The 21941-nt window shown below is 72.8% G+C and carries 22 protein-coding genes; 16 read left to right on the top strand and 6 right to left on the bottom strand.

The window, feature by feature from the left end; genetic code table 11:
• Positions 1-17 precede the first annotated feature (17 nt).
• From AB0J67_RS22825 to AB0J67_RS22795, 7 genes are all read left to right on the top strand, one after another.
• Positions 18-1079, top strand: a complete 1062-nt coding sequence (locus AB0J67_RS22825; protein WP_363485431.1) for a saccharopine dehydrogenase NADP-binding domain-containing protein — start codon at positions 18-20, stop codon at positions 1077-1079.
• 168 nt (positions 1080-1247) lie between these two features.
• Positions 1248-2192 carry an RNA polymerase sigma-70 factor gene (locus AB0J67_RS22820; RefSeq protein ID WP_363485430.1) on the top strand — a complete coding sequence of 315 codons (945 nt, stop codon included), beginning with the start codon at positions 1248-1250 and terminating at the stop codon, positions 2190-2192.
• Between the two features lie 82 nt (positions 2193-2274).
• Entirely contained in the window at positions 2275-3471 is a 1197-nt protein-coding gene (locus AB0J67_RS22815) for an FAD-dependent oxidoreductase (RefSeq protein ID WP_363485429.1), read from the top strand.
• Positions 3472-3768: 297 nt separating this feature from the next.
• A complete protein-coding gene (locus tag AB0J67_RS22810; RefSeq protein ID WP_363485428.1) occupies positions 3769-4269 on the top strand; it encodes an inorganic diphosphatase in 501 nt (166 codons plus the stop codon).
• A gap of 226 nt (positions 4270-4495) precedes the next feature.
• Positions 4496-5062, top strand: a complete 567-nt coding sequence (locus AB0J67_RS22805) for a DUF5994 family protein (RefSeq protein ID WP_363485427.1) — start codon at positions 4496-4498, stop codon at positions 5060-5062.
• A complete protein-coding gene (locus AB0J67_RS22800; protein ID WP_363485426.1) occupies positions 5059-5874 on the top strand; it encodes an ANTAR domain-containing protein in 816 nt (271 codons plus the stop codon). The genes AB0J67_RS22805 and AB0J67_RS22800 overlap by 4 nt, the downstream gene beginning before the upstream one ends.
• Positions 5871-6566: a GAF and ANTAR domain-containing protein gene (locus AB0J67_RS22795; protein ID WP_363485425.1), complete on the top strand. Its 696-nt coding sequence runs from the start codon at positions 5871-5873 to the stop codon at positions 6564-6566. The genes AB0J67_RS22800 and AB0J67_RS22795 overlap by 4 nt, the downstream gene beginning before the upstream one ends.
• Before the next feature lie 96 nt (positions 6567-6662).
• On the opposite strand, the gene AB0J67_RS22790 is transcribed toward AB0J67_RS22795, so the two are convergent.
• Both AB0J67_RS22790 and AB0J67_RS22785 read right to left on the bottom strand, forming a co-directional pair.
• Positions 6663-7397 carry a GAF and ANTAR domain-containing protein gene (locus AB0J67_RS22790; RefSeq protein ID WP_363485424.1) on the bottom strand — a complete coding sequence of 245 codons (735 nt, stop codon included), beginning with the start codon at positions 7395-7397 and terminating at the stop codon, positions 6663-6665.
• Between the two features lie 40 nt (positions 7398-7437).
• Positions 7438-8076 (bottom strand): GAF and ANTAR domain-containing protein, encoded by a 639-nt coding sequence (locus tag AB0J67_RS22785; protein ID WP_363485446.1) that lies wholly within the window; start codon positions 8074-8076, stop codon positions 7438-7440.
• 611 nt (positions 8077-8687) lie between these two features.
• Between AB0J67_RS22785 and helR the strand changes: the two genes are divergently transcribed.
• The 4 genes from helR to AB0J67_RS22765 all read left to right on the top strand — a co-directional run bounded on the left by helR (position 8688) and on the right by AB0J67_RS22765 (position 12517).
• Positions 8688-10826 (top strand): RNA polymerase recycling motor ATPase HelR, encoded by a 2139-nt coding sequence (helR, locus tag AB0J67_RS22780; RefSeq protein ID WP_363485445.1) that lies wholly within the window; start codon positions 8688-8690, stop codon positions 10824-10826.
• Positions 10827-10928: 102 nt separating this feature from the next.
• Positions 10929-11216: a hypothetical protein gene (locus AB0J67_RS22775; protein ID WP_363485423.1), complete on the top strand. Its 288-nt coding sequence runs from the start codon at positions 10929-10931 to the stop codon at positions 11214-11216.
• An 89-nt stretch (positions 11217-11305) separates the two neighbouring features.
• Positions 11306-11950 carry a class I SAM-dependent methyltransferase gene (locus tag AB0J67_RS22770; RefSeq protein ID WP_363485422.1) on the top strand — a complete coding sequence of 215 codons (645 nt, stop codon included), beginning with the start codon at positions 11306-11308 and terminating at the stop codon, positions 11948-11950.
• 63 nt (positions 11951-12013) lie between these two features.
• Complete coding sequence (locus AB0J67_RS22765; RefSeq protein WP_363485421.1) at positions 12014-12517, top strand: excisionase family DNA-binding protein; 504 nt, start codon at positions 12014-12016, stop codon at positions 12515-12517.
• A gap of 160 nt (positions 12518-12677) precedes the next feature.
• On the opposite strand, the gene AB0J67_RS22760 is transcribed toward AB0J67_RS22765, so the two are convergent.
• Entirely contained in the window at positions 12678-13859 is a 1182-nt protein-coding gene (locus AB0J67_RS22760; RefSeq protein ID WP_363485420.1) for a serine hydrolase domain-containing protein, read from the bottom strand.
• Between the two features lie 276 nt (positions 13860-14135).
• On the opposite strand from AB0J67_RS22760, the gene AB0J67_RS22755 reads away from it, so the two are divergent.
• From AB0J67_RS22755 to AB0J67_RS22745, 3 genes are read left to right on the top strand one after another with little or no spacing between them, the layout of a single operon-like run.
• Entirely contained in the window at positions 14136-15038 is a 903-nt protein-coding gene (locus AB0J67_RS22755) for a polyphosphate polymerase domain-containing protein (protein ID WP_363485419.1), read from the top strand.
• A 4-nt stretch (positions 15039-15042) separates the two neighbouring features.
• Complete coding sequence (locus tag AB0J67_RS22750) at positions 15043-15720, top strand: DUF4956 domain-containing protein (RefSeq protein ID WP_363485418.1); 678 nt, start codon at positions 15043-15045, stop codon at positions 15718-15720.
• Positions 15720-17270, top strand: coding sequence for a CotH kinase family protein (locus tag AB0J67_RS22745; protein WP_363485417.1), 1551 nt, complete (start codon positions 15720-15722; stop codon positions 17268-17270). The genes AB0J67_RS22750 and AB0J67_RS22745 overlap by 1 nt, the downstream gene beginning before the upstream one ends.
• Positions 17271-17293: 23 nt before the next feature.
• On the opposite strand, the gene AB0J67_RS22740 is transcribed toward AB0J67_RS22745, so the two are convergent.
• Positions 17294-17911 (bottom strand): hypothetical protein, encoded by a 618-nt coding sequence (locus AB0J67_RS22740; protein ID WP_363485416.1) that lies wholly within the window; start codon positions 17909-17911, stop codon positions 17294-17296.
• Between the two features lie 153 nt (positions 17912-18064).
• On the opposite strand from AB0J67_RS22740, the gene AB0J67_RS22735 reads away from it, so the two are divergent.
• Positions 18065-18649: a hypothetical protein gene (locus tag AB0J67_RS22735; protein ID WP_363485415.1), complete on the top strand. Its 585-nt coding sequence runs from the start codon at positions 18065-18067 to the stop codon at positions 18647-18649.
• 131 nt (positions 18650-18780) lie between these two features.
• Here the strand turns inward: AB0J67_RS22735 and AB0J67_RS22730 are convergent, their stop codons facing one another.
• A complete protein-coding gene (locus AB0J67_RS22730) occupies positions 18781-20082 on the bottom strand; it encodes an alpha/beta fold hydrolase (protein WP_363485414.1) in 1302 nt (433 codons plus the stop codon).
• Positions 20083-20356: 274 nt separating this feature from the next.
• On the bottom strand, positions 20357-21289 hold the full coding sequence (locus AB0J67_RS22725) for an SMP-30/gluconolactonase/LRE family protein (protein ID WP_363485413.1): 933 nt from the start codon (positions 21287-21289) through the stop codon (positions 20357-20359).
• 108 nt (positions 21290-21397) lie between these two features.
• Here AB0J67_RS22725 and AB0J67_RS22720 point away from each other — a divergent pair, with 108 nt between their 5' ends.
• Entirely contained in the window at positions 21398-21859 is a 462-nt protein-coding gene (locus AB0J67_RS22720; RefSeq protein WP_363485412.1) for an Lrp/AsnC family transcriptional regulator, read from the top strand.
• Positions 21860-21941 lie beyond the last annotated feature (82 nt).

The following is a 21941-nucleotide window of genomic DNA, read 5'->3' as shown; positions in this document are numbered from 1 at the left end:
TTTCGAGGAGCGGGTGGATGAGTACAGGGCAGATGGTGGCGGTGTTCGGTGCGTACGGGCACACCGGACGGTTCGTGGTGGCGGAGCTGCGTGCGCGCGGGTATGTCCCGCTGCTGCTCGGCCGGGACGCGGGCAGGCTGCAGGCGCTGGCGGCGCGGTATCCGGGGCTCGAACACCGGGCGGCGTCGGCCGACGACGCGGCCTCGCTGGACCGGGCGCTGCGGGGCGCGGCGGCGGTCGTCAACTGCGCGGGCCCGTTCGCCTCGACCGCCGCCCCCGTGATCGAGGCCGCCCTGCGCGCCGGGATCCCGTACGTGGACGTGGCGGCCGAGATCGAGGCCAACGTCGACACGTTCACGCACTTCACCGAGCGCGCTCGGGCCGCGGGCGTCGCGGTGGTCCCGGCGATGGCGTTCTTCGGCGGGCTCGGCGACCTGCTGGTGACGGCGGCGATGGGGGACTGGACGGCGGCCGACGAGGCGCACGTCGCGTACGGCCTGAACAGCTGGCACCCCACGGCGGGGACCCTCGCCTCCGGCACCGTCTCCCGGGACCGGCGCGACGGCCGCCGGGTCCGCTACACCGGCGGCCGGCTGGAGTACCACCTCGCGGATGGCGACCTGCCGACCCTGGAGTGGGATTTCCCCGCCCCGCTGGGCCGGCGGCCCGTCTTCGGCGGGTTCACCATGGCCGACGTCGTCACCGTGCCCAGCCACCTGTCCATTCCCGAGGTGCGCACGTACATGACCACCGACGCGGCCACGGACCTCGCCACGCCGGGCACTCCGGCACCGGCGGCGGTCGACGAGCTGGGCCGGTCCGCGCAGACGTTCACCGTCGACGTCGTCGTGCGCTCCGGCGGCACGCGGCGCCGCGTCGTCGCGAGCGGCCGGGACATCTACGCCGTCAGCGCGCCGCTGGCCGTCGAGGCGGTCGACCGCCTGCTCGACGGCCGGACGCGGACGACCGGGGTGGCCGCCGCGGGCGCGATCTTCGACGCGCCGGACTTCCTCCGAGCCCTGTCGGCGCACCTGACGGTCGAGCAGCACGCGGAGTCCGGCGTGCCGCAGCCCGTCTGACCGCCCCCTCACCGCATCCGCGACACATCGGCCTGCTCATGACCGTCTGCGCCAGGGTGTCCGAGGCCGCCCCTCGCCGGGGAGCCACACGGCACCGTGCCGCGCGGTGGGGCGGCTGCCGCGTCAGCCGTCGGCCGGCGGCGCGTGGGTCGGGCTAGGCTCGGGCCCATGCCCCTGACCGTGAAGGACGTCGACCGGTTCGTGGCCGCCAGGCCGCGCCTGGAGGCCATCGCCTACCGCCTGCTCGGCTCCGCCGCGGAGGCCGAGGACGCGGTGCAGGAGACGTTCCTGCGCTGGCAGGCCGCCGACGTGGACCGGATCGAGGTCCCCGAGGCCTGGCTGACGAAGGTGCTCACCAACCTGTGCCTCAACCAGCTCACCTCGGCGCGGGCGCGCCGCGAGACGTACGTCGGCCAGTGGCTGCCCGAGCCGCTGCTCGGCGGTGACCCGATGCTCGGCCCGGCCGACACCGCCGAGCAGCGCGAATCGGTGTCGTACGCGGTCCTCACCCTGCTGGAGCGCCTCGCCCCCAACGAGCGCGCGGTGTACGTGCTGCGGGAGGCATTCGACTACCCGCACCGGGAGATCGCCGAGATCCTCGACGTCACCGAGGCCGCCAGCCAGCAGATCTTCCACCGCGCCCGCAAGCATGTCGCGGAGGGCCGGCCCCGCACCGAGGTCGACGCGGCCGCCGCCCGGCGGATCGTCGAGGAGTTCCTGGCGGCCGCCGCGAGCGGCCGCCCCGAGCCGCTGGTGCGCCTGCTCACCGCGGACGCGATCTCGGTCGGCGACGGCGGCGGGAAGGTCCCGGCCCGGGCCAAGGCGTTCGAGGGCGCGGCCGCGGTCGCGAAGTTCGTGTGGGGCCTGTTCCGGCCCGCCGAGGCCAAGCGCGCCCTGGTCGGCGGCTCGCCCGAGGTCTACGCCTGGACCGCGAACGGCGAGCCCGCCGTGCTGGCCGTCGTGGACGGCCGGGTCGTCGGCGTGATGTGCCTGCAGGTCACCGCCGACGGCATCGCCGCGGTCCGCAACCAGGTCAACCCGGACAAGCTGGCACGCGCCACCGCGCACTGGGCGGCCGTCGACCACGGGGAGCCGCTGCTGCGCGCCTGGTGAGGTGCTTCACACCGCGAACCTGTCAGGAAAGCCCGGGCCGCCCGGTTCAAGAGGCAAACCCGCGCCAGACAGGAGCAAGGACATGCGGCACCGCATCATCGTCCTCGGAGCCGGCTACACCGGCGCCATCGCCGCCGGCCGCCTCGCCAAGCGGCTGCGCCGCGAGGACGTCGCCATCACCCTCGTCAACGCCGAGCCCGACTTCGTCGAACGCGTCCGCATGCACCAGCTCGCGGCCGGCCAGGACCTCAAGCCCCGGCCGTTGCGGGAGATGTTCGCGGGCACCGGCGTCGAGCTGAGGATCGCGAAGGTCACCGGCGTCGACGTCGACCGGCGGACCGTCGCCGTCACCGACGCGCACGGCGCGGCGGAACTCGCCTACGACACCCTGGTCTACGCGCTCGGCAGCGGCTGGAACGCCCAGGGCGTCCCGGGGACCGCCGAGCACGCGCAGGAGATCGCCGGCCGTCCCGGCGCGCTCCGGCTGCGCGAGCGCCTGGCCCGGCTCGGGGCGGGACAGCGCGTCGTCGTCGTGGGCGGCGGCCTCACCGGCGTGGAGGCCGCGACCGAGATCGCCGAGGCCCGCCCGGATCTCGACGTCGCCCTCGCCGCCGGCGGCGGCCTCGGCGACTGGCTCTCGCCCAAGGGCCGCGAGCACCTGCGGAAGGTCTTCGGCAGGCTCGGCATCACCGCGTACGAGCACGCCGCGGTCACCGGCGTCGCGGCCGACCACGTGGTCACCGCCGACGGCAGGGCGATCCCCGCCGCGGTCACCGTGTGGACCACGGGCTTCGCGGTCCACCCGATCGCGGCGGCGACCGCCCTGGAGGTCACCGGCACCGGCCAGATCGTGGTCGACGGCACCATGCGCTCGGTCTCGCACCCGGACGTGTACGCCGTCGGGGACGCGGCCCTGGCGATGGGCCCCGGGGACAAGCCGCTGCGCATGTCGTGCGCCTCGGGGACGCCGGCCGCCTGGCAGGCCGCCGACGCGATCGCGGCCCGCCTGACCGGCGCGAAGGTGCCGAACCTGGCGATCCGCTACTTCAACCAGTGCATCTCGCTGGGCCGGAGCGAGGGCCTGATCCAGTTCGTCACCGCCGACGACCGGGCCAAGCCGGCCGTCCTGACCGGACGGTTCGCCGCGGTGTACAAGGAGCTGATCTGCAAGGGCGCCGCCTGGGGCGTGGCCAACCCGACGCTCGGGCTGCCCGCCCGGCGTCACCCCGTCACGCAGGGGCGGGCCGCGGCGGACCAGGCCGCCGAGGTGGCGGCATAACGCACGAGGCGACGCGGGCGCCCTCTCGCCGGGGCGCCCGCGAGCCACAGCTTGATCAAGCCGCTGCCTGCTGCGGCGTAGACTGAGGAGAGCTCGCCTTCATCGATAGGTCCGCCGACGACGGGCCCGCATGCGCGGTCTGCGGAGGGCCACCGCAGCACGCCTCTCGATCTTCAGAGCACGACCTGGCCGGATCCGGTCCTCCCCAGGGGGCGCGACATGACCGATGTGCCCACGATCGCAGCGCCGGTGAGCCGGTCTCAGCGAAAGGCGGACGGCTCCGGGCGCGGCGGATGCGTGTTCGACGTGACCGTGGAGATCCCCCGAGGGACGCGCAACAAGTACCGGATGGACCGCACCTCGCGCCGGATCCGGCTGGAGCGGACCCTGTTCACCTCGACCCAGTATCCGGCGGACTACGGATTCATCGAGGACACGCTCGGCGAGGACGGGGACCGGCTGGACGCGCTGGCGCTGGTGCAGGAGCCGACGTTCCCCGGATGCGTCATCGGCTGCCGGGCGATCGGCATGTTCCGCATGCGCGACGCGGGCCGCCCCGACTTCAAGGTGCTGTGCGTGCCGGTGGCGGATCTGCGCCTGGCGCATCTGGTCGACATCGACGACCTCGAGCACTTCCACCGGATGGAGATCCAGCACTTCTTCGAGATCTACACGGATCTGGAGCCCGGCAAGAGCGTCGACGCCGAGCACGGGGTGTGGGCCGGGCGCAGGGAAGCCGAGCGGGAGGTGGGCGCGGCGCGCGCCCGCATGATCGGGCCGCCGCAGGCAGCACGATGACACAGCGAGCCGCCCCGTGCCGTCCGTGATCGCGCTCCGCGGCGGGGGCCGGGCGGGTCCGAAGGGCGTAGGCTGAAGGTGCCGCTCCGGACCCTGGTGGCTCGCCACCACGTCAGCGCACCCGCCGCCTGAGGTCCGTGTCGCAGTCGGCATGGATGATCGATCAAGCAGACGCCGCCCGCTGATCCTGCAGTCTTGCTCGCTCACCAGCAGAGGACGGTCGATCATGCACACCACCGCCGACCCCGCCACCGGCCCCACCACCTCGAACGACACGGTGACCGCCAGGCTGGCGCTCGCGCCCCACCGGATCGACCGCGCCGTGCTGGACGGCGGCTGGTGGCCCCGATCCTGGGAGCCGGACGCAGAAGTGCCGGCCCTCGTCGCGGCGCTGTCGCAGCGGTACGGCCCGATCCGCCACCTCATGCTCAACAGCGCCGCCTGGCAGAACCACCCCCGGCGTGTCACGGCCGGCACCCAGGTGGTGCGGATGGGATGGTTCGCGACCCAGGACCCCGCGCTGGCGACGGTGATCACCGCCGCGGACGACCAGCTGGACCTGCTCGTGGTGCCGCCGGCGACGGCACCGGCGGCAGCCGAGCGGGCGCTGGCGGCGGCCGCCGACCCGGCGGTGCTCACCCACGCCGGCGACATCCTCGCGACGCCGCCCGCGCCCGCACCGGCGGGCGCCGGCCCGGAGTCGGCCGGTGTCTGGGAGAACGAGGGCGGCCGCGCCAATCCAGGACGGCGCCTACCCGAGCAGGCCGGCCCACCTGACGCGGATCGCCCATGATCGACGAGCGCGTGATGCGGGTATGGGCCCAGGTCGGCAAGCAGACCCGGGGCGCCCGGGTGACCGTGGCGGACATCTGCACCGCGGCAGTGGCCGGGGTCGGCGCGGACGGGGCCGGGGTGACCGTGACGACACGCGCGGCCGCGCGCGAGCCCGTGCACGCCACCGACCGGATCGCCGGCGAGCTTGAGCTGTGGCAGTCGGCGCACGGTCAGGGTCCCGGCGTCGACGCGTGCACCACCGGTGGGCCGGTGCTCGCCGCCGATCTCCGGTCTCCCGGCGAGCGGACCCGCTGGCCGGAGTTCACCCCCGCCGCGCTCGGCAGCGGCGCCCAGGCGGTGTTCGCCCTGCCGATGCAGGTCGGCGCCATCCGGCTGGGCGTCGTCGACCTCTACCGCGCCAGCCCGGGTCCGATGAGCGCTTACGAACTCGCCGACGCGCTGGCCTTCACCGAAGCCGTCGCGCTGCTGCTGCTCGACGGCTCGACCGGGGCGCCCGCGGACACCGCCGAACTGGCCTGGCAACGCGACGACCCGAGCGCCCATCACGCGCAGGTCCACCAGGCCACGGGGATGCTCGCCGCCCGGCTGGGCATCACCGCCGAGTCCGCTTTCGCCCGGCTCCGCGCGCACGCCTTCGCCTGCGGCCGGCCGCAGGGCGACGTCGCCCATGACGTCATCGAGGGCGGCCGTGCCACCGGAGTCGACCTCCCCCGGCAGGCAGAGATCACCGTCGGAGGCGCCGATCGGTGCCGAGCGGCCCGGCTCACGCCCCATGACGGCGGACTGCCGGCAGAGGACCGGTGGTCATGAGCGAGTCACTCGCGGAATCGTTCGTCGAGCTGGCCGACACCCTGGTCGACGACTTCGACCTGATGGAGTTCCTGTATCGGGTCACGGTCACCTGTTCCGCGGTCCTCGGCGTCGCCGCTGCCGGAGTGCTGCTGAGCGACCAGCGCGGTGCGCTGCGCGTGGCCGCCGCCTCGTCTGAGCGGAGCCTGGAGCTGCTGCAACGACAGACCGGCGAGGGCCCGTCCCCCGAGTGTTTCCGCACCGGCCGCCCGACCGTCGTGGCCGACCTTGCCGTCGCCGCCGACCACTGGCCACGCTTCGTCACGCTGGCCCGCGGCAGCGGGTTCGCCTCGGTGTACGCGCTGCCCATGCGCCTGCGCACCGAACTGATCGGCGTGCTCACCCTGTTCGGCACGCGCCCGGCGGCGCTGGATCCCGGCACCGTCCAGCTGGGTCAGGCCCTCGCCGACATGGCCACGATCGGGCTCCTGCAGACGCGGACCATCCCGCATCGCGAGACGCTGGTCGAGCAACTGCAGACGGCGATCAACAGTCGCATCGTCATCGAGCAGGCGAAGGGCGTGCTCGCCGAGCGCCACCGCCTCGACATGGACGGCTCATTCGCGCTGCTGCGCGACACCGCCAGAAGGCACAACCGGCGGCTGTCTGAACTCGCCCGCGCCGTCGTCGACGGATCCGCCGCGGTGATCTGACATCGCGCTCGACGGCATGACGCGCAGGCCGCAGGGCGGCTCCGCCCCGCGCCCCGGACCCGGCGGAAGGCCTGCCGAGGGCTTCGGCCGGGCGGGTCACTGCGGCAGGCTGAGCGCCGGGACGCTGGCGGGATCGGCGATGACCGCGCGCGCGACGTCGCCCATCCGCAGGTTGCGGCTGCGGCTGTACGTGCGGATCAGCGCGAACGCGTCGTCCACGCTGACGCCGCGCAGCTGGGCGACCGCACCCTTCGCCTGCTCGATGACGATGCGGCTGTTCAGCGCCCCCTGCAGCTGCTCGGTGAGCTGCTCGCCGCGGCTGACGGCCCGCGCCTGGAGCAGCCCGATCGCGGCCACGTCGGCCAGCGCCTGCACGATCTGCGCGTCGGTCTCGGCCAGCCGGCCGCCGACGTCACTGCTGAACACGTTCATCGCGCCGATGCACTCGGCACGCAGCCGCAGGGGGAACGCGTGCACGGACCGGAAGCCCGCCTGCACGGCCTTCGGCGCGAACAGGGGCCACCGACCGGAGGCCAGCTGCAGATCGGCGTTGACCACCGGCCGACCGGTGCGGAACGCGTCAAGGCAGGGCCCCTCGTGGTTCTGCACCTGGAAGAGCTCCAGGAGCTTGACGTTCTCGTCCGAGGCGGCCACGAACTCCAGCCGCCCGTGCGGGTCTGCCAGCAGCAGCCCGACCGGTGACCCGTCGAGCAGGTCCGCGGTGTGCCCGGCCAGCATCTGAAGGAAATCGATCAGGTCGAACTCGTCGACGAGGGTGTCCGCGATCTCGACGAACACCTGTGCAAGCCGCGGTGCGGCAACGGAACTCACGGATGCCTCCTTTCCTTCGCAAGCTGCATGATGTGATCGGTCACGGTCTCGGCCCGTCGAAACTGAGGCGGCGGGCGACGACGTCGGCGGCGACATCGCGCAGTCGGCGATCATGGGCATAGGCGTGGGCGCGCATCCGCACCATCGCCTCGGCCAGACTGATGCCGAGCTGGACCATGACCATGCCCTGCGCCTGGAACAGCTCGGCCCGTGAATCCAGCGACTCGTCCAGCCAGTCCTCGGCCGGATACGGCCGGCTGTCGTCCTGGCGCAGCAGCGTGGCCACGGCCACCTCCGCGAAGGTCAGGGCCAGCGTGAGCTCGTGGGGGGACAGCATGCCCGCCTGGGCGCGGAAGACGTCCAGCACGCCCAGGCGCGCGGCGCCGACCTGCAACGGGAAGGCGAACACCGCCCGCACCCCGTCGGCGTGCGCTTCCGGCGCGTAGACGGGCCACCGGCTCATCGCCCCGTCGGCCAGGTCCGGGACCAGGACCGGACGCATGCACTCGAACGCCTCGATACAGGGCCCTTCGCCCAAGGTGACCTGTAGCTCCTCGAGCCGTTCGGTCGCCGGGTCGGATGCCGCGGTCATGCCGCTCAGCCCACCCCCGGCCATGACCGTCACCCCGGCACCGCGAGCCGCCAGCGCCCGGCCGGCGGCGCTGCACAGGCGCCGCATCCCCGCGACACCGCCGCCGTCCCCGTCGCCGTCGCCGACCGGTGTGGGCTCATGCCGAATGAGCCCCTCCACGTGGGCGTACCGGTCATCCACACTGTCACCCACTGTCTGTGGCACTTGCTGTCAGTCGTGCATCGGCCGACCGTGTGCCGTCGGGTGCGTCTTGTTCACCTCGGGTAACTATATTCCGGCCGAGCGCATTGGGCCGAATGCTGCTCGTTCGTCGCAAAGCCGCGCCGCGCTGGATCGGGTGAGCACGGGCGCCGCCCGCTGGACCCGCAGCCACGTCCTGCGCTCGGCTGGGCGCTGTTCGCGCTCCTCTTCGAGAGTCGGCCGCGGGCAGAAAAAAGGGGGAGACGCGCTCCCCTCCATTACCAACGTATAGCGCACAGGGGGGCTTGCCGCAAGACCCCGGTCATGGCGCAGAATCGCTGGCTGAGGTCGGCGCCTGCCGGAAATGGGAAAGTTGCCAGATGCGCGCGCTTACCGGCGCGCGTCTGCCGCCACCCCCACCGTCGGAGCCGACCCCGCCCCTGGCCACCTCGTGCCGCCACCCGGCACGCGCCTGGCCGCGAACCACCTCGAACGGAGCTGACGAGACCGTGAACCATCTGACCAGCAGCGCGTTCGACCTCTCCGACCGCCTCGCGGCCAAGGCCGACCCGGCGCTGATCGCCGACGACGAGCGGCACTTCGCGGCCGTCGCGGACAGCCTCGCCGAGTCGCTCGCCGACCTGTCCGGCCGCCTCGACGCCGCGCGCCGGGCGCCCGGTGGCATCGGCCAGGCGGCGATGGACCGCGACATGGAGGTCCACCGGCTGACCGCCCGGCTGCGCGCCCTGCGCCGCTTCGGGCTGGACCTGTGCCTGGGCCGCATCGTCGGCACGGACGGCGCCGAGCCCGTGTACATCGGACGGCAGGGCCTCACCGACGGCACGGGCCGCCGACTGCTGCTGGACTGGCGGTCGCCCGCGGCGGAGCCGTTCTTCGCGGCGACCCACGCCAACCCGATGGGCCTGGCCAGCCGCCGCCGGTACCGCTGGAGCGGCGGCCGGATCACCGACTACTGGGACGAGGTGTTCACCGCGGACGGCTTCGAGGGCCACGCCGCGCTCGACGACCAGTCGGCCTTCATCGCCAGCCTGGGCGGCAACCGGTCGGCCCGGATGCGGGACGTGCTCGGCACCATCCAGTCCGACCAGGACGCCGTCATCCGGGCGGGATCCCGGGGCGCCCTGGTCGTCGACGGCGGACCGGGCACGGGCAAGACCGTCGTCGCCCTGCACCGCACCGCGTACCTGCTCTACGCCGACCCCCGCCTCGGCCACCGCCGCGGCGGCGTGCTGTTCGTGGGCCCGCACCAGCCGTACCTGGCGTACGTCTCCGACGTGCTGCCCAGCCTCGGCGAGGAGGACGTGCAGACCTGCACCCTGCGGGACCTCGTCGCCGAGGGGGCCGCGGCGGCGGTCGAGACCGACCCCGAGGTGGCCCGGCTGAAGTCGTCGGCCGGCCTGGTGAAGGCGATCGAGGCGGCCGTCACGTTCTACGAGGAGCCGCCCACCAAGGCGATGACGGTCACGACGCACGAGTCCCAGCTGCGGCTCAGTGCCGACGACTGGGCCGAGGCGTTCGACGCTGCCGAACCCGGCACCCCGCACAACGAGGCACGCGAGCGGGTCTGGGAGGAGCTGCTCACGATCCTGATGGACAAGTACGACGGCGACGAGCCGGCCGACCTCGTCCGCAGGTCGCTGCTGCAGAACCGGGAGCTGCGCGCGGCGTTCCACCGCGCCTGGCCGCTGCTGGAAGCGGCCGACCTCGTCGGGGACCTGTGGTCGGTGCCCGCCTACCTGCGCCGGTGCGCGCCCTGGCTGAGCCCCGACGAGGTGCGCAGGCTGCAGCGCGCCGACGCCCAGGCCTGGACGGTGTCCGACCTGCCGCTGCTCGACGCGGCCCGGCAGCGGCTCGGCGACCCGGAGGCGGCACGCCGGCAGCGGCGGCACAACGCCGCGGTCGCCGCCGAACGGGAGCACATGACCAGGGTCGTCGACGACCTGATCGCGGCCGATCACGACGGCGAGGGCGCGATGACGATGCTGCACGGGCAGGACCTGCGCGACGCCCTGGTCGACGGCAGCGCGCTGCCCGGCACCGACCCGGACCTGCTCGCCGGCCCGTTCGCGCACATCGTGGTGGACGAGGCGCAGGAGCTGACCGACGCGGAATGGCAGATGCTGCTGCTGCGCTGCCCGTCGCGGAGCTTCACCATCGTCGGGGACCGCGCCCAGGCCCGGCACGGGTTCACCGAGTCGTGGCAGGAGCGGCTCGAACGGGTCGGGCTCGACCGGATCAGCCTGGCCTCGCTGAGCATCAACTACCGGACGCCGGCCGAGGTCATGGCGGAGGCCGAGCCGGTCATCCGGGCCGTGCTCCCGGACGCCAACGTGCCGGCGTCGATCCGCAGCAGCGACATTCCCGTGACGCACGCGGCCGTGGCGGATCGGGACGCGATCATCGACGGCTGGCTCGCCGCGCACGCCGACGGGATCGCCTGCGTCATCGGCGATCCCACGTTCCAGGCGACGCCCCGGGTCCGGTCGCTCACCCCGGAGCTGTCGAAGGGGCTCGAGTTCGACCTGGTCGTCCTCGTCGACCCGGAGCGGTTCGGCGACGGCATCGAGGGGGCGGTCGACCGGTACGTCGCGATGACCCGGGCGACCCGCCGGCTCGTCATCCTCACCAGCTCCTGAGCGAACCGGGACGGAAGTCGACAAACATCCACAGGCCGGGCGTCGCCAGAACTATGCTGAGCGCACCTACCAAGATCGGGATGGGGGACCGCGATGCCGGTCGTGCTTGTTCATGAGGGTCCGACCGTCACGAAGCAGCGGTACGAGGAGATCGTCCGCAGGCTCGCGGGCGACGGCCGGACCAGGATGGAGTCGCTCGCCGACTGGCCCGTCGAGGGCCTGCTGGTGCACATCGCCGGCGAGAGCGAGCACGGCTTCCGGGTGGTCGACGTATGGGAGTCGGAGGAGGCGTGCCGCCGGTTCGCCGAGGTGCTGATGCCGATCATGGAGGAGGTCGGCATCAAGGACCAGGCGCAGATCTATCCTCCGCACGCGTTCGTGCTCGCCTGAGCGGGCGTTCGCCGGGCGGCGTCGCGGGAGCGGGTGGGCGGCTGTCGCGAGCACCTGCGGTGCTGCTCGGTGGACTATCGTGTCCAGCCATGATCGCTGAAGGCTGGCTGGCCGATGCCCGGACGTCCTACGACACGGTCGCGGTCGGTTACTCGGAGCAGACGCGCGACGCCCTGGCCGGGGAGCCGTATCTGCGTGCGGCGCTGGCGCTGTTCGCCGAACTGGTGCACGCCGCGGGGGGTGGCCCCGTGGCGGACGTCGGTTGCGGGCCGGGACACGTGACCGCCCACCTGCACGCGCTTGGCGTCGAGGTGTTCGGCATCGACCTCTCGCCCGCGATGGTCGAGCTGGCCCGGCGAGAGCACGCCGAGCTTCGGTTCGAGGTGGGCTCGATGACCGAGCTGGATCTCGCCGACGGCTCGGTCGCCGGGCTGCTCGCCTTCTGGTCGTTGATCCACATCCCGGACGAGGCGGTCCCCGCGGTGTTCGGGCACTTCCGGCGGGTGCTGCGTCCTGGTGCGCCGCTGCTGCTGGGCTTTCACCTCGGCGACGAATCGCGCCTGAAGACACAGGGATACGGCGGCCACCCGATGAACGTGTACGTACACCGCCGCCGGCCCGAGCGCGTGGCGGCCTGGCTATGCGACGCCGGCTTCACCGTCGAGGCCGATCTGCGGCTCGGTCTCGACGGAAGCTTCCCCGGAGCGATTGTCTTCGCGCGGCGTGGTGCGTAGACCGACCCCGAGGTGCGACGAGCGGTGGCTGCGTTCTTGTGTCTGGTGCGGAATGGTGGACATATGGAAAGCAGCTCCAACGATCTGCTGACGACGACGCAGGCGGCCGCAATGCTGCGCTCCTCTCGTCAGCACGTCGTCGATCTGTGTGAGCGCGGGATCATTCCCTTCGTCAGGGTGGGGACGCACCGGCGGCTCGCCCGAGCGGAAGTGCTCGCGTTGCTGAACCCGGAACTGACCCGCGACCAGCTCAGGTCGCTCTGGCTGCACCGCGCTGTGGCTGCTCGCCTCCTCGCCGACCCCGACGACGTGCTCGCCGATGCCGTCGAGAACCTGCGGCGGCTCCAGCGCGTGCACCCGGACGGCATGGCGGCCATGTGGCTCGAACGCTGGCGCCAGGTCCTCGACGGCGGCGTCGAGGCGGTGCTCGAAGTCTTGACGTCAAGCAGCCCCGACGCCGCCGAGCTGCGCCAGAACTCGCCTTTCGCCGGTGTGCTTCCCGAGAGCACGCGCCAGGGCGTGCTGGCCGTGTTCGCCGAGTGCTGGCGGCAGAAGCGGATGGCGTAGGCCGCCGGCCGGCATCGCTTGGTCAGCCCCGAGAAGGCATGTGCGTATTCGGGTGCAGAGCAAAGCGAGTGGCGGCCAGTCTTGACACGTCGGCCCAGGTTTTGGGCGGCTCGGTGATCCCGCGCTTCCGGGCGGTCGGAGACCGCCCGGAAGCCGGTGCTCAGCGCCGGAAGGCCGACTCGGCCAGGTGCGGGCGGACGGACACGCGGGCCGTGGCCGCCTGCTCGCCGCACAGCTGCGAGGCCAGCATCTCGATGGTGGCGTCGGCGATCGGGTCGGGCTGCCCCGGCGCGACGTAGTGGGTCATGTTCTGCGCGACGGTGACCTGGCGGCGGCCGTCGGCGCTGTGCCAGGAGATGGTGGCGTGGCCGAGCACGAGCCCGTCGTGCCCCCACACCAGCCCGCACGGCAGCGCGTTCGAGTACAGGCCGAGGCCGTAGCCGCCGTACTGCGGGGCCTCCGGCACCCAGGGCACGGTGGTCTGCATCTGGGCGAGCTGAGCGGGCCGCAGCAGCCTGCCGGTCAGCAGCACCCGGTAGAACGTGTTGAGGTCGCCGGTGGTGGAGACGAGCTCGCCGGCCGCCCACGCCCAGGACATGTTGTAGTCGGCGAAGTCGACGAGCGTGCCGTCGTACCAGGGGATGTAGGCGGCGGCGTGGGGGCCGTGGATGCGGGTGCCGGTGCCGGGCAGGTAGGTGTGGCGCAGGCCGAGCGGCCGGATGATCCGCTTGGTGATCTCGTGTGCCACCGAGCGTCCGGTGATCCGCTCCAGGATCATCCCGGCGAGGACGTAGTTGGTGTTGGCGTAGGCGTAGCCCGCACCCGGTGCGCCGGTGCGGGGCTGGTCCAGCCCGAACGCGGCCAGCTCGGCGGGCGTGAAGGTGCGGTGGCGGTTCTCCTCCAGCGAGGCGTCGGTGGCGAAGATGACGTGGTCGTAGTCGGCGATGCCGCTGGTGTGGTTGAGCAGCATGCGGACGGTGACGCCGGTGCCGGCGTACTCGGGCAGGTAGCGGTCGATGGGTGCGTCGAGCCGCAGCCGCCCCTCGCCCGCGAGCTGGAGCAGCACCGTCGCGGTGAAGGTCTTGGTGATGCTGCCGACGCGGTGGCGCATGCCGGGCCGGGTGGGCGCGCCGGTGGTGACGTCGGCGACCCCGGCCGCGGCGGACTGCCGGTGGCGGCCGTCGACGGCCTGGGCGAAGACGCCGGGCATGCCGGCGGCGGTGATCGCCTCCAGCAGCGGGCGTAAGGCGGCGCCGGTGGCGGCGTGGGCGGGTGCGGCGCCGGCCAGCAGGGCCAGGGCGACGGCGGTGCCTAGCGCGGCACGGATGGGCGTTGTGGACATCATTCCTCCCCTTTGGACATTTTCCATGCTGCCCTACCCCTGTGGCCGTGCCGTCAGTCCGGCGATCGAGGCCGCCGTCGGTCTCGTGGAGGACGCGGCCGTCGTCCTGGCGGTGGACCGCCCCCCGCCGGGCGTTCCCAGGTGATTCCCAGCATCTGTTGTGGATGGCTCCGAGATTCGGCCCGCACGCTGGTCCGCGTTCACCCGTACGACATCCTGGGTTCAGCCGCCGTCGATGCCCGCGACCGGACCCGGGCGAGAGGAACTGGTAACCGTATGCGACTGCGCCCCCGCTCCGCGCCGTCCGGACCCGACAGGGGAGGAGGGCAGGCCCCCGAGACGTCCGCGCGGACGGCCGACGACCGCGGCGGGCACGCCCTGCGCGCACCGAGCCCGCTGCACGCGTTCAACCGCTACGAGATCAAGTACCTGGTGCACACGTCCCGGCTGGCGGCGATCCGCGACGAGCTGCGCGCCCGCCTCGATCTCGACGACCACGCCGCCGACGGCGGCTACGGCGTGTGGAGCGTGTACTACGACACCAGGCTGCTGCGCTTCTACTGGGAGAAGATCGAGGGCCTGCGGTTCCGGCGCAAGCTGCGGGTGCGCCACTACGGCGACCGCTCCACCGTCGACGACGGCACCACGGTGTACGTCGAGATCAAGCAGCGGGTCAACCGGGTCACCCAGAAACGCCGGGTCGCGCTGCCGTACGGCGACGCGCGGCTGCTCTGCGACGGGCGGCAGCCGATCCGGCACCGGCCCGGCCAGACCGCGTTCGTCGAGGAGGTCCTCGGCCTGGTGCAGGGACTCGACCTGCGCCCGGTGGCGATGACCGGCTACCAGCGCGAGGCGTACGTCGGCCACGACGCCGACCTCGGGCTGCGGGTCACCCTCGACCACCGCGTCCGCGGTCGTGACCGCGAGTTCCACCTGGGTGCGGACGCGGAGAACCGGCTGATCATCCCGGCCTCGATGGCGGTGCTGGAGGTCAAGGCCAACGACCGCGTCCCGTACTGGCTGACCGACCTGGCCGCCCGCGCCGAGCTGTCGGTGGTGCGGGTGTCGAAGTACTGCCAGGCCGTCGAGGCGTTCGGCAGGGCGCCGCGCTCCCTCTTCCACGTCCCCGACCACGACGCCGACGCGACGCCCGCGCCGGCACCGAGCATGAAGGCATGACCCGATGAACTTCGAAGTGCAGGACCTCACCGGCACGTTCAGCGTCACCGACATCGTCCTGGCGATGGCGCTGGCGTTCCTCCTCAGCGCGGTCATCGGGTGGGTGTACCGCGCCACCCACCGCAACGTCTCCTACAGCCAGTCCTACGTGCAGACGCTGGTCGTGCTCGGCATGCTCGTCTCCCTGATCATGCTGGTCGTCGGCTCCAACATCGCCAGGGCGTTCGCGCTGGTGGGCGCCCTGTCGGTGGTCCGGTTCCGCAACGCGATCAAGGAGACCCGCGACGTCGGGTTCATCTTCCTGGTGATGGGCGTCGGCATGGCCGTGGGCACCCGCTTCTACAGCCTCGCCGTCATCGCGACCGCCGCGATCTGCCTGGTCATCTTCGTGATGTTCCGGTTCAGCTGGTTCCGGCTGTCGGTGCAGCGGCAGGTGGTCAAGGTGCAGGTGCCGCCGGAGGGCGACTACACCGCCGCGATCTCCGACGTGCTCATCCGCCACACCTCCGAGTTCGAGCTGGTCAGCATGGAGTCGATCCGCGGCGGCGCGCTCACCGAGCTGATGTACACCGTCCGGCTGCGCAAGGGCAGCGAGCCCGGCGACCTGATCACCGGCCTCAGCCCGCTGACGGCGGGGCAGCGGGTGACCGTGCTGACCGGATACGACCAGACGGACCTGTGATGACGGCCGACCTCGGGCCCGGCCCGCGCCCACCGGCGGGGCGGCTGCGCCACCGCATCCCGGTGCGGGTACGCCATCACTGGAAGCTGCTGGCCGGCTGCGTGGCCGCGGTGACGGCGCTGGTCCTGCTCGCCGGCAACACGCAGATCACGCCGCTGGTCACCAGCCAGGCCGCGGCCGGGCACGACGAGGTGGTCGTCGACGTCGCGGGCACCGTCGACCTGTTCGACGCCGCCGTCGCGCACACCGTGACGATCACCTACGCCGAGGCCGACTACCAGCGCATGTTCGACGAGTACCTGGCGACGGGGGAGAAGGAGTACGTGCGCGCCGACGCCGTCGTCGACGGCACCCTGATCCGCGACGTCGGCATCCGGCTCAAGGGCAACTCCACGCTGATGGGCCTCACTCACGAGGGCCGGACCAAGGCGCTGACCGACGGCCGGGACGGCTTCCGGGTGCCGGGGCCGGGCATGCCCGGCGGCGGCGCGGGGCCCGACCCGGTGCCCGGCGGCATGATGGGCGGCCGCGGGCCGGGCGGGTTCCGCGGGGTCAGCCTCGACAGCGCCCGGCCCGAGGAGCTGCCGTGGCTGATGAGCTTCGACGAGTTCGCCGACGGCCGCCGGTATCAGGGCCACAGCGAGATCGCGGTGCGGGTGTCCGGCATGGGCGGCGGCGCCACCGTGCTCAACGAGGCCGTCGCGCTGACCGTGCTGGACGCGGCCGGGCAACCGGCGCAGCGGTACGCCTACGCCGGGTTCCAGGTGAACGGGCGGCCGGTCAAGGCCCGGCTGCTGGTGGAGCATCCCGACGAGGGCTTTGCCGACCGGCTCGGCGACGGCGTGCTCTACAAGGCGCTCAGCACCGGGCAGTTCACCTACCAGGGCGAGGACCCGACCGCCTACGAAGACGACTTCAAGCAGGTCAACAACAAGGGCGGCCACGACCTGAAGCCGGTCATCGACCTGGTGCGATGGGTCGGCGAGGCGTCGGACGCCGAGTTCGCGGCGCACCTGGCCGACCGCGTCGACGTCGCGTCGTTCGCCGCGTACGCCGCCGCGCAGAACCTGCTGCTCAACTTCGACGACATGGCCGGACCCGGCAAGAACTACTACCTCTGGTACGACCTCCGCACGAAGCGCTTCCGCGTGATCAGCTGGGACCACAACCTGACCTTCGGCGGCAGCGCGACCTCGGGCCCGCACGACTCCATCGGGATGGGCGGCCGGGGCGGGTTCGGCGGGCCGGGCGGCGGCATCCAGCCGCCGGGCGGCGCCGGGCGCGGCGGCTTCCTGGCGGGCAACAAGCTCAAGGAGCGGTTCCTGGCCGCCGGCGCGTTCCGGCCGGCGTACGAGGACGCCTACCGCGACCTCTACCGCACCATCTACGCCGGCAAGGCGGCCGAGCAGGCGATCGACCGGTTGAGCGCCGTGCTGGGCACCGTGGCGGGCGGCGACGCCGCCACCGCGGCGACCGACGCCGACCGGCTGCGCGCGCTCGTCCGGCAACGCGCCGCCGCGCTGGCGGAGCACGACGTGATCAAGGGCTGACCGGCGGCCGCCCCGTCGGCGGGTCACATGACCTGTCCGACGCGGGCGGCGGCGGCGTACTCCCGCAGCTCCTGCGGTGCGTCCCGGTGGGTGCGCAGCCAGCGTTCCACGATCGGCCCCGCGTGCTCCGGCGAGGTGAGGTGCGCGTGCCCCAGGCCGTGCAGGGCGGCACGTCGGCACGGCACGGAGTCCAGCGCCAGGACGGCCTCCAGCACGTCCAGCACGGTGTCGTCGCCCAGCTCGACGGGCGCGATGTCGAAGAACATGAAGCAGACGTGCTCCAGGTCCGACGGCCGCCGGAGCTGCTCGACCTGGATGCGCGGCGCGAAGACCTCGGCGAACAGCGTGACGATGGAGCGCAGCGTGGTGGTGCGCAGCACCGTGGGCACCTGCTTGGACGACAGCGCGTGCAGCGGCCCACCCTCGATGATCTCGGTCAGGCCCCGGGCGACGTGGTCGTCGGCGTACGGCCGCAGCAGCTCGCCCGCGTTGCCGAACAGGTGCCGGACCCGCTCGGCCGCCGCCACGGGCGTGTCCTGGCGCGCATGGCCGTCGAGCCACTCGTCGGGCTGCTCCTCCCACGCCTGGTCCTTGAGCGGCCGTGCGAACAGGTACGCCGTCCACGCCTCGAATCCGTCCACGGATGTCGATTGAACTGCCCGGCGGGCGCGGCTGTCGAGCGGTTTCGGACCGGGCGCCGGCCGAGCCATCGCGCTGTGTGCATCATCCGATGGCTCACCGTGAGCCCTCGGGATAGGGTGGCTCCGTCGTATGTGGAGGTACGAGGAGGCCCGATGACCGCGATCGTGTTGTTGACCTGGGCGATGATCCTCGGCGGGCCGGTGGCCTGGTGGGTGCTGCGCCGGACCGCGACGCCGCGGACGCCCGCCGCCGCCAACGCGAGCTCGCTGGTGATGTTCCTGAGCCTGCTGCTGTTCCTGGTGGCCGGGGCCATGCTGCTGTTCTCCGGCCTGTACAGCGTGACCAACACGGTGGCGACGGCGCTGTGGCTGGTGGCGGGCCTGCTCGCGGTGTGGGCGACCGGCCGGTGGCGCTTCGCCCTGCCCGCGATCGTGGAGCGCTGGTCGGACCGGCACGAGGCGGGCCTGCGGGCGCAGGCCGAGGCCGGCAACCCGCAGGCGGCCCACCTGCTGGGGCTCGGCCTGAAGCTGCGCGGCGAGCACGAACCGGCCCGCCGGTTCCTCCAGCAGGCCGCCGAGGCGGGGCTGACCAACGCCCAGTGGGACCTGGCCCGGCTGCTCGACGAGATCGAGGGGCCGGCGGCGGCGAAGCCGTGGTTCGCGGCCGCGGCGGCGGGCGGGCACCGCGGCGCCCAGCACCTGCTGCGGCCCGGCGGGGCGTACGGGGCGACCGACTGACCGGCCGCCGGGGTCGTGCCGGACCCCGGCGGCCGTCAAGGCGCGGCCCTCGCCCGATCGCGGGCCGCTCGGCCGGACGACCCCGGTGGCCGTCCGGCGAGGCCCGCGATGATGGCGCTCGGCCCGCGGGGCTAGAGGTCGGCCGCGTTCAGTGCGATGCGGTCGGTGGACGAGGGCCAGTCGGGGATCACGAACTGCTGCGTGCCGCCCCCGGCGCGCGACTGGATGGTCACCGTGATGCTGCCCGCGCCGCCGGGGCTCGCGGGCACGTAGACGTCGGCGGCGGTGATGAACGTCTCGTCGAAGTCGGGCAGCGCCGCCGTCAGGTCGGTGCGCTGGTCGATCCGCTGGTCGTGGACGAAGATGCCGATGGCCCGCTTGCTGCGCGGCGCGGTGACGGCGTTGAGGATGTTCACGCCGTTGACGAGCAGCACGTCGCTGCTGCCGCCCTGGTCGCCCCACCACTCCTTGTAGCGGGTGACGGTGAGCGCGCTGTGCCGCGGATCGACCGGCACGCGGCTGCTGATGCCCTCGCCGGGGCGGTTGGTCAGCAGGCGGATGAGCCGGTCGGTACGCCGGAACGGCGGGAAGTACTGGTGCTGCACGTACCCGCCGGGATGGTTGACGGCGAACTCGTACCGGGCCGCCGGGTCGGCGGCGAACGGCCCGAAGGCACCGTCGGCGCCGATCGCGAACTGGGCCGAGGGCGACGCGGACAGGCGGCGGCCGGTGGCGGCGTTCAGCTCGTAGACGTCGACGCGGACGCCGGTCGCGGCGGCGTTGGAGGGGAACAGCACCGCCTTGCCCGACAGCGGCACGGGCCCGGTCTCCGGCGTGACGGCCGTGGTCGCCGGGCTGGCGCCGGTGAAGAAGCGGTACATCTGGGTGAAGCTCTGGGTGGAGGTGACCGTCTGGGTGTGCGACTGGTCGCTGTAGTACACGTTGGTGGCGCCCCAGATCCGGCGCAGGGTCGACCCCTCGCCCCAGATCGCCAGCGTGGGTACGCCGCCGGGGCGGCTGTACGCCGTGGCGCCGTCGAGGTTCACGTAGTGCGCGACCTTGGCCGCCCGTGAGCGGGTGTCCAGGAAGCTGTGGCTCAGGAACGTGCCGAGCGAGTGGGCCACCAGGTCGACCTGGGTCGCGCCCGTCTGCTGGCGCAGCTGGTCGATGCGCTGTTCGAGCCGGTTCAGCACCGCGGCGCTGCTCTCCGCGGCGAAGCTGAAGTCGTAGTCGACGGCGTCGATGATCGCGATGGGGTATCCGTTGGCGGCGAAGCGCTTGGCCTGCGTCTCGAACTGCGCCGCGGAGCCCGCGGCCCCGTGCAGGAACACCACCGGCCGGGGCGCGGCGGCGGCGGCCGGTGCGCTGCCCGCCGCGACGGCCAGGCCGGACAGCAGCGTGGCGGCGGCGAGCGTGATCAGGACTTTTCGCATAGATCCACCTCACATTCTCGAATGCGAATGAATTGAGGCGACTCTATGGCGGCCGGCCGCCCGGCCGAGTCGGCGAAATCACCGGCCTTCGTGCCGGTGGTGCCCGGCGCGGCTTCGGGCGGCCGGGATGGTCACCCCGTCGCGCTCCGCCGCGGGTCGGGCGCGATCGGCAGCCGCCGCTGGTGGTCGGTGAGCGCGTAGCCGTCGCGTACGGCGGCGGCGGTCTCGCTCCGCACCGGCCCTCCATCGGGGAAGCCGTCGATGACGGCGTCGGTCACGGCTGCGCGCCCCCGGCGTTCCGGGGGTAGCGGGCGCCGTTGACGGTCACCCGCAGCGCGTACACCGAGGTGCCGGCGGTGATGAAGAGGTGGTTGAGCTTCGGCCCGCCGAAGGTGAGGTTGGCGACCGACTCGGGCAGCAGCAGCTTGCCGATGAGGGTGCCGTCGGGGTCGAAGCAGTGCACGCCGTCCCAGGCCGCGGCCCAGACCCGGCCCGCGTCGTCCAGGCGCAGGCCGTCGAAGCGGCCGAAGTCGCACTCGGCGAAGATCTCCCCGCCGGTCAGGGCGCCCGCGGCGGTGACGTCGAAGACGCGGATGTGGCTCGGCTCCTGGCGGGTGTCGACGATGTAGAGCCGCTGCTCGTCGAGGGAGAAGGCCAGGCCGTTGGGGCGGACGAAGTCGTCGGCGACGATGCGCAGCTCCCCGGTCGCCGGGTCGAGGCGGAACACGTGGCAGGCGCCGCCGAGCTCGCTGTCACCCCGGTTGCCCTCGTAATCGCTGTGGATGCCGTAGCTGGGGTCGGTGAACCAGATCGTGCCGTCGGCTCGCACCACCACGTCGTTGGGGCTGTTGAACCGCTTGCCCTGGTAGCGGTCGGCGAGCACGGTGACGGTGCCGTCGTGCTCGGTCCGGGTGACGCGCCGGTTGCCCTGCTCGCAGGTGATGAGCCGGCCCTGCCGGTCGACGGTGTTGCCGTTGGCGTAGCCGGACGTGTGCCGGAAGACGCCCACGGCGCCGGTGGTCTCGTCCCAACGCAGCAGCCGGTCGTTGGGGATGTCGCTCCAGACGAGGTAGCGCCCGGCGGGGAAGTAGGCCGGTCCTTCGGACTTGCGCGCGCCGGCGTGCAGCCGTTCGAGCACGAAGTCGCCGTCGATGTAGCGGAAGCGCTCGTCGAACGACTGGAACCGGGCAGGGATGGTCTCCGTCATCGGATGCTCCTGAGGGACGATCGGCATTCGGCAAGAAGCTAACACAGCCGAATCTGATATGGTCAACGACAACGTAAGGGAACTCACGTTCCGCATGGTGGAGGTGTTGTGGACGGCATCGACCGAGCCCTGCTGGCGGCGCTGCAGGCCGACGCCACGCAGGCGTACGCCGCTCTCGGCAGGGCGGTGGGCCTGTCGGCGGGGTCCACTCACGATCGCGTACGCAAGCTGCGGGAACGCGGGATCGTCCGCCGTACCACCGTCGACGTGGACCCGGCCGCCGTCGGCCGCGGCGTGCTCGCCTACGTCATGCTGCAGGCCAACGCCTGGATGGGCGACCGGCCCACGCACGACGCGCTCGCGGCGATCCCCGAGATCCAGGAGGCCCACATCGTCGCCGGGTCGGCCTCGCTGCTCGTGAAGATCCGCACCTCGACCACCGAGGAGCTGCAGGCGGTGCTGCGCCGCCTGTTCGCCGTCGACGGGGTGACCGGGACGCAGACCATCGTCGTACTGGAGACGTTCTTCGAGCGGCCGGTGGACGTCAGCGACCCGGCGGCCGAGCGGTAGCGAACCCGGTGCGACCGGCCCACGGGAAAGGCGGGCTACCGGTACGTCGAGACCGACGTGCACGCCACCCGCGACGGGGTCG

It is taken from the genome of Catellatospora sp. NPDC049609, from assembly GCF_040675365.1.
Lineage (GTDB): Bacteria > Actinomycetota > Actinomycetes > Mycobacteriales > Micromonosporaceae > Catellatospora.
Note: the sequence above shows the minus strand (reverse complement) of the source record. Positions and strands in the feature narration are given on the sequence as shown.

Bases quoted from the DNA above. Each gene is read 5' to 3' on its own strand.
- AB0J67_RS22795 (WP_363485425.1), top strand. From the start codon at position 5,871: ATGAGCGAGTCACTCGCGGAATCGTTCGTCGAGCTGGCCGACACCCTG.
- AB0J67_RS22760 (WP_363485420.1), bottom strand. From the start codon at position 13,859: ATGTCCACAACGCCCATCCGTGCCGCGCTAGGCACCGCCGTCGCCCTG.
- AB0J67_RS22785 (WP_363485446.1), bottom strand. From the start codon at position 8,076: ATGCGGCGCCTGTGCAGCGCCGCCGGCCGGGCGCTGGCGGCTCGCGGT.
- AB0J67_RS22825 (WP_363485431.1), top strand. From the start codon at position 18: ATGAGTACAGGGCAGATGGTGGCGGTGTTCGGTGCGTACGGGCACACC.
- AB0J67_RS22820 (WP_363485430.1), top strand. From the start codon at position 1,248: ATGCCCCTGACCGTGAAGGACGTCGACCGGTTCGTGGCCGCCAGGCCG.
- AB0J67_RS22725 (WP_363485413.1), bottom strand. From the start codon at position 21,289: ATGACGGAGACCATCCCTGCCCGGTTCCAGTCGTTCGACGAGCGCTTC.
- AB0J67_RS22745 (WP_363485417.1), top strand. From the start codon at position 15,720: ATGACGGCCGACCTCGGGCCCGGCCCGCGCCCACCGGCGGGGCGGCTG.
- AB0J67_RS22765 (WP_363485421.1), top strand. From the start codon at position 12,014: ATGGAAAGCAGCTCCAACGATCTGCTGACGACGACGCAGGCGGCCGCA.
- AB0J67_RS22735 (WP_363485415.1), top strand. From the start codon at position 18,065: ATGACCGCGATCGTGTTGTTGACCTGGGCGATGATCCTCGGCGGGCCG.
- AB0J67_RS22770 (WP_363485422.1), top strand. From the start codon at position 11,306: ATGATCGCTGAAGGCTGGCTGGCCGATGCCCGGACGTCCTACGACACG.
- AB0J67_RS22815 (WP_363485429.1), top strand. From the start codon at position 2,275: ATGCGGCACCGCATCATCGTCCTCGGAGCCGGCTACACCGGCGCCATC.
- AB0J67_RS22750 (WP_363485418.1), top strand. From the start codon at position 15,043: ATGAACTTCGAAGTGCAGGACCTCACCGGCACGTTCAGCGTCACCGAC.
- AB0J67_RS22805 (WP_363485427.1), top strand. From the start codon at position 4,496: ATGCACACCACCGCCGACCCCGCCACCGGCCCCACCACCTCGAACGAC.
- AB0J67_RS22730 (WP_363485414.1), bottom strand. From the start codon at position 20,082: ATGCGAAAAGTCCTGATCACGCTCGCCGCCGCCACGCTGCTGTCCGGC.
- AB0J67_RS22800 (WP_363485426.1), top strand. From the start codon at position 5,059: ATGATCGACGAGCGCGTGATGCGGGTATGGGCCCAGGTCGGCAAGCAG.
- AB0J67_RS22755 (WP_363485419.1), top strand. From the start codon at position 14,136: ATGCGACTGCGCCCCCGCTCCGCGCCGTCCGGACCCGACAGGGGAGGA.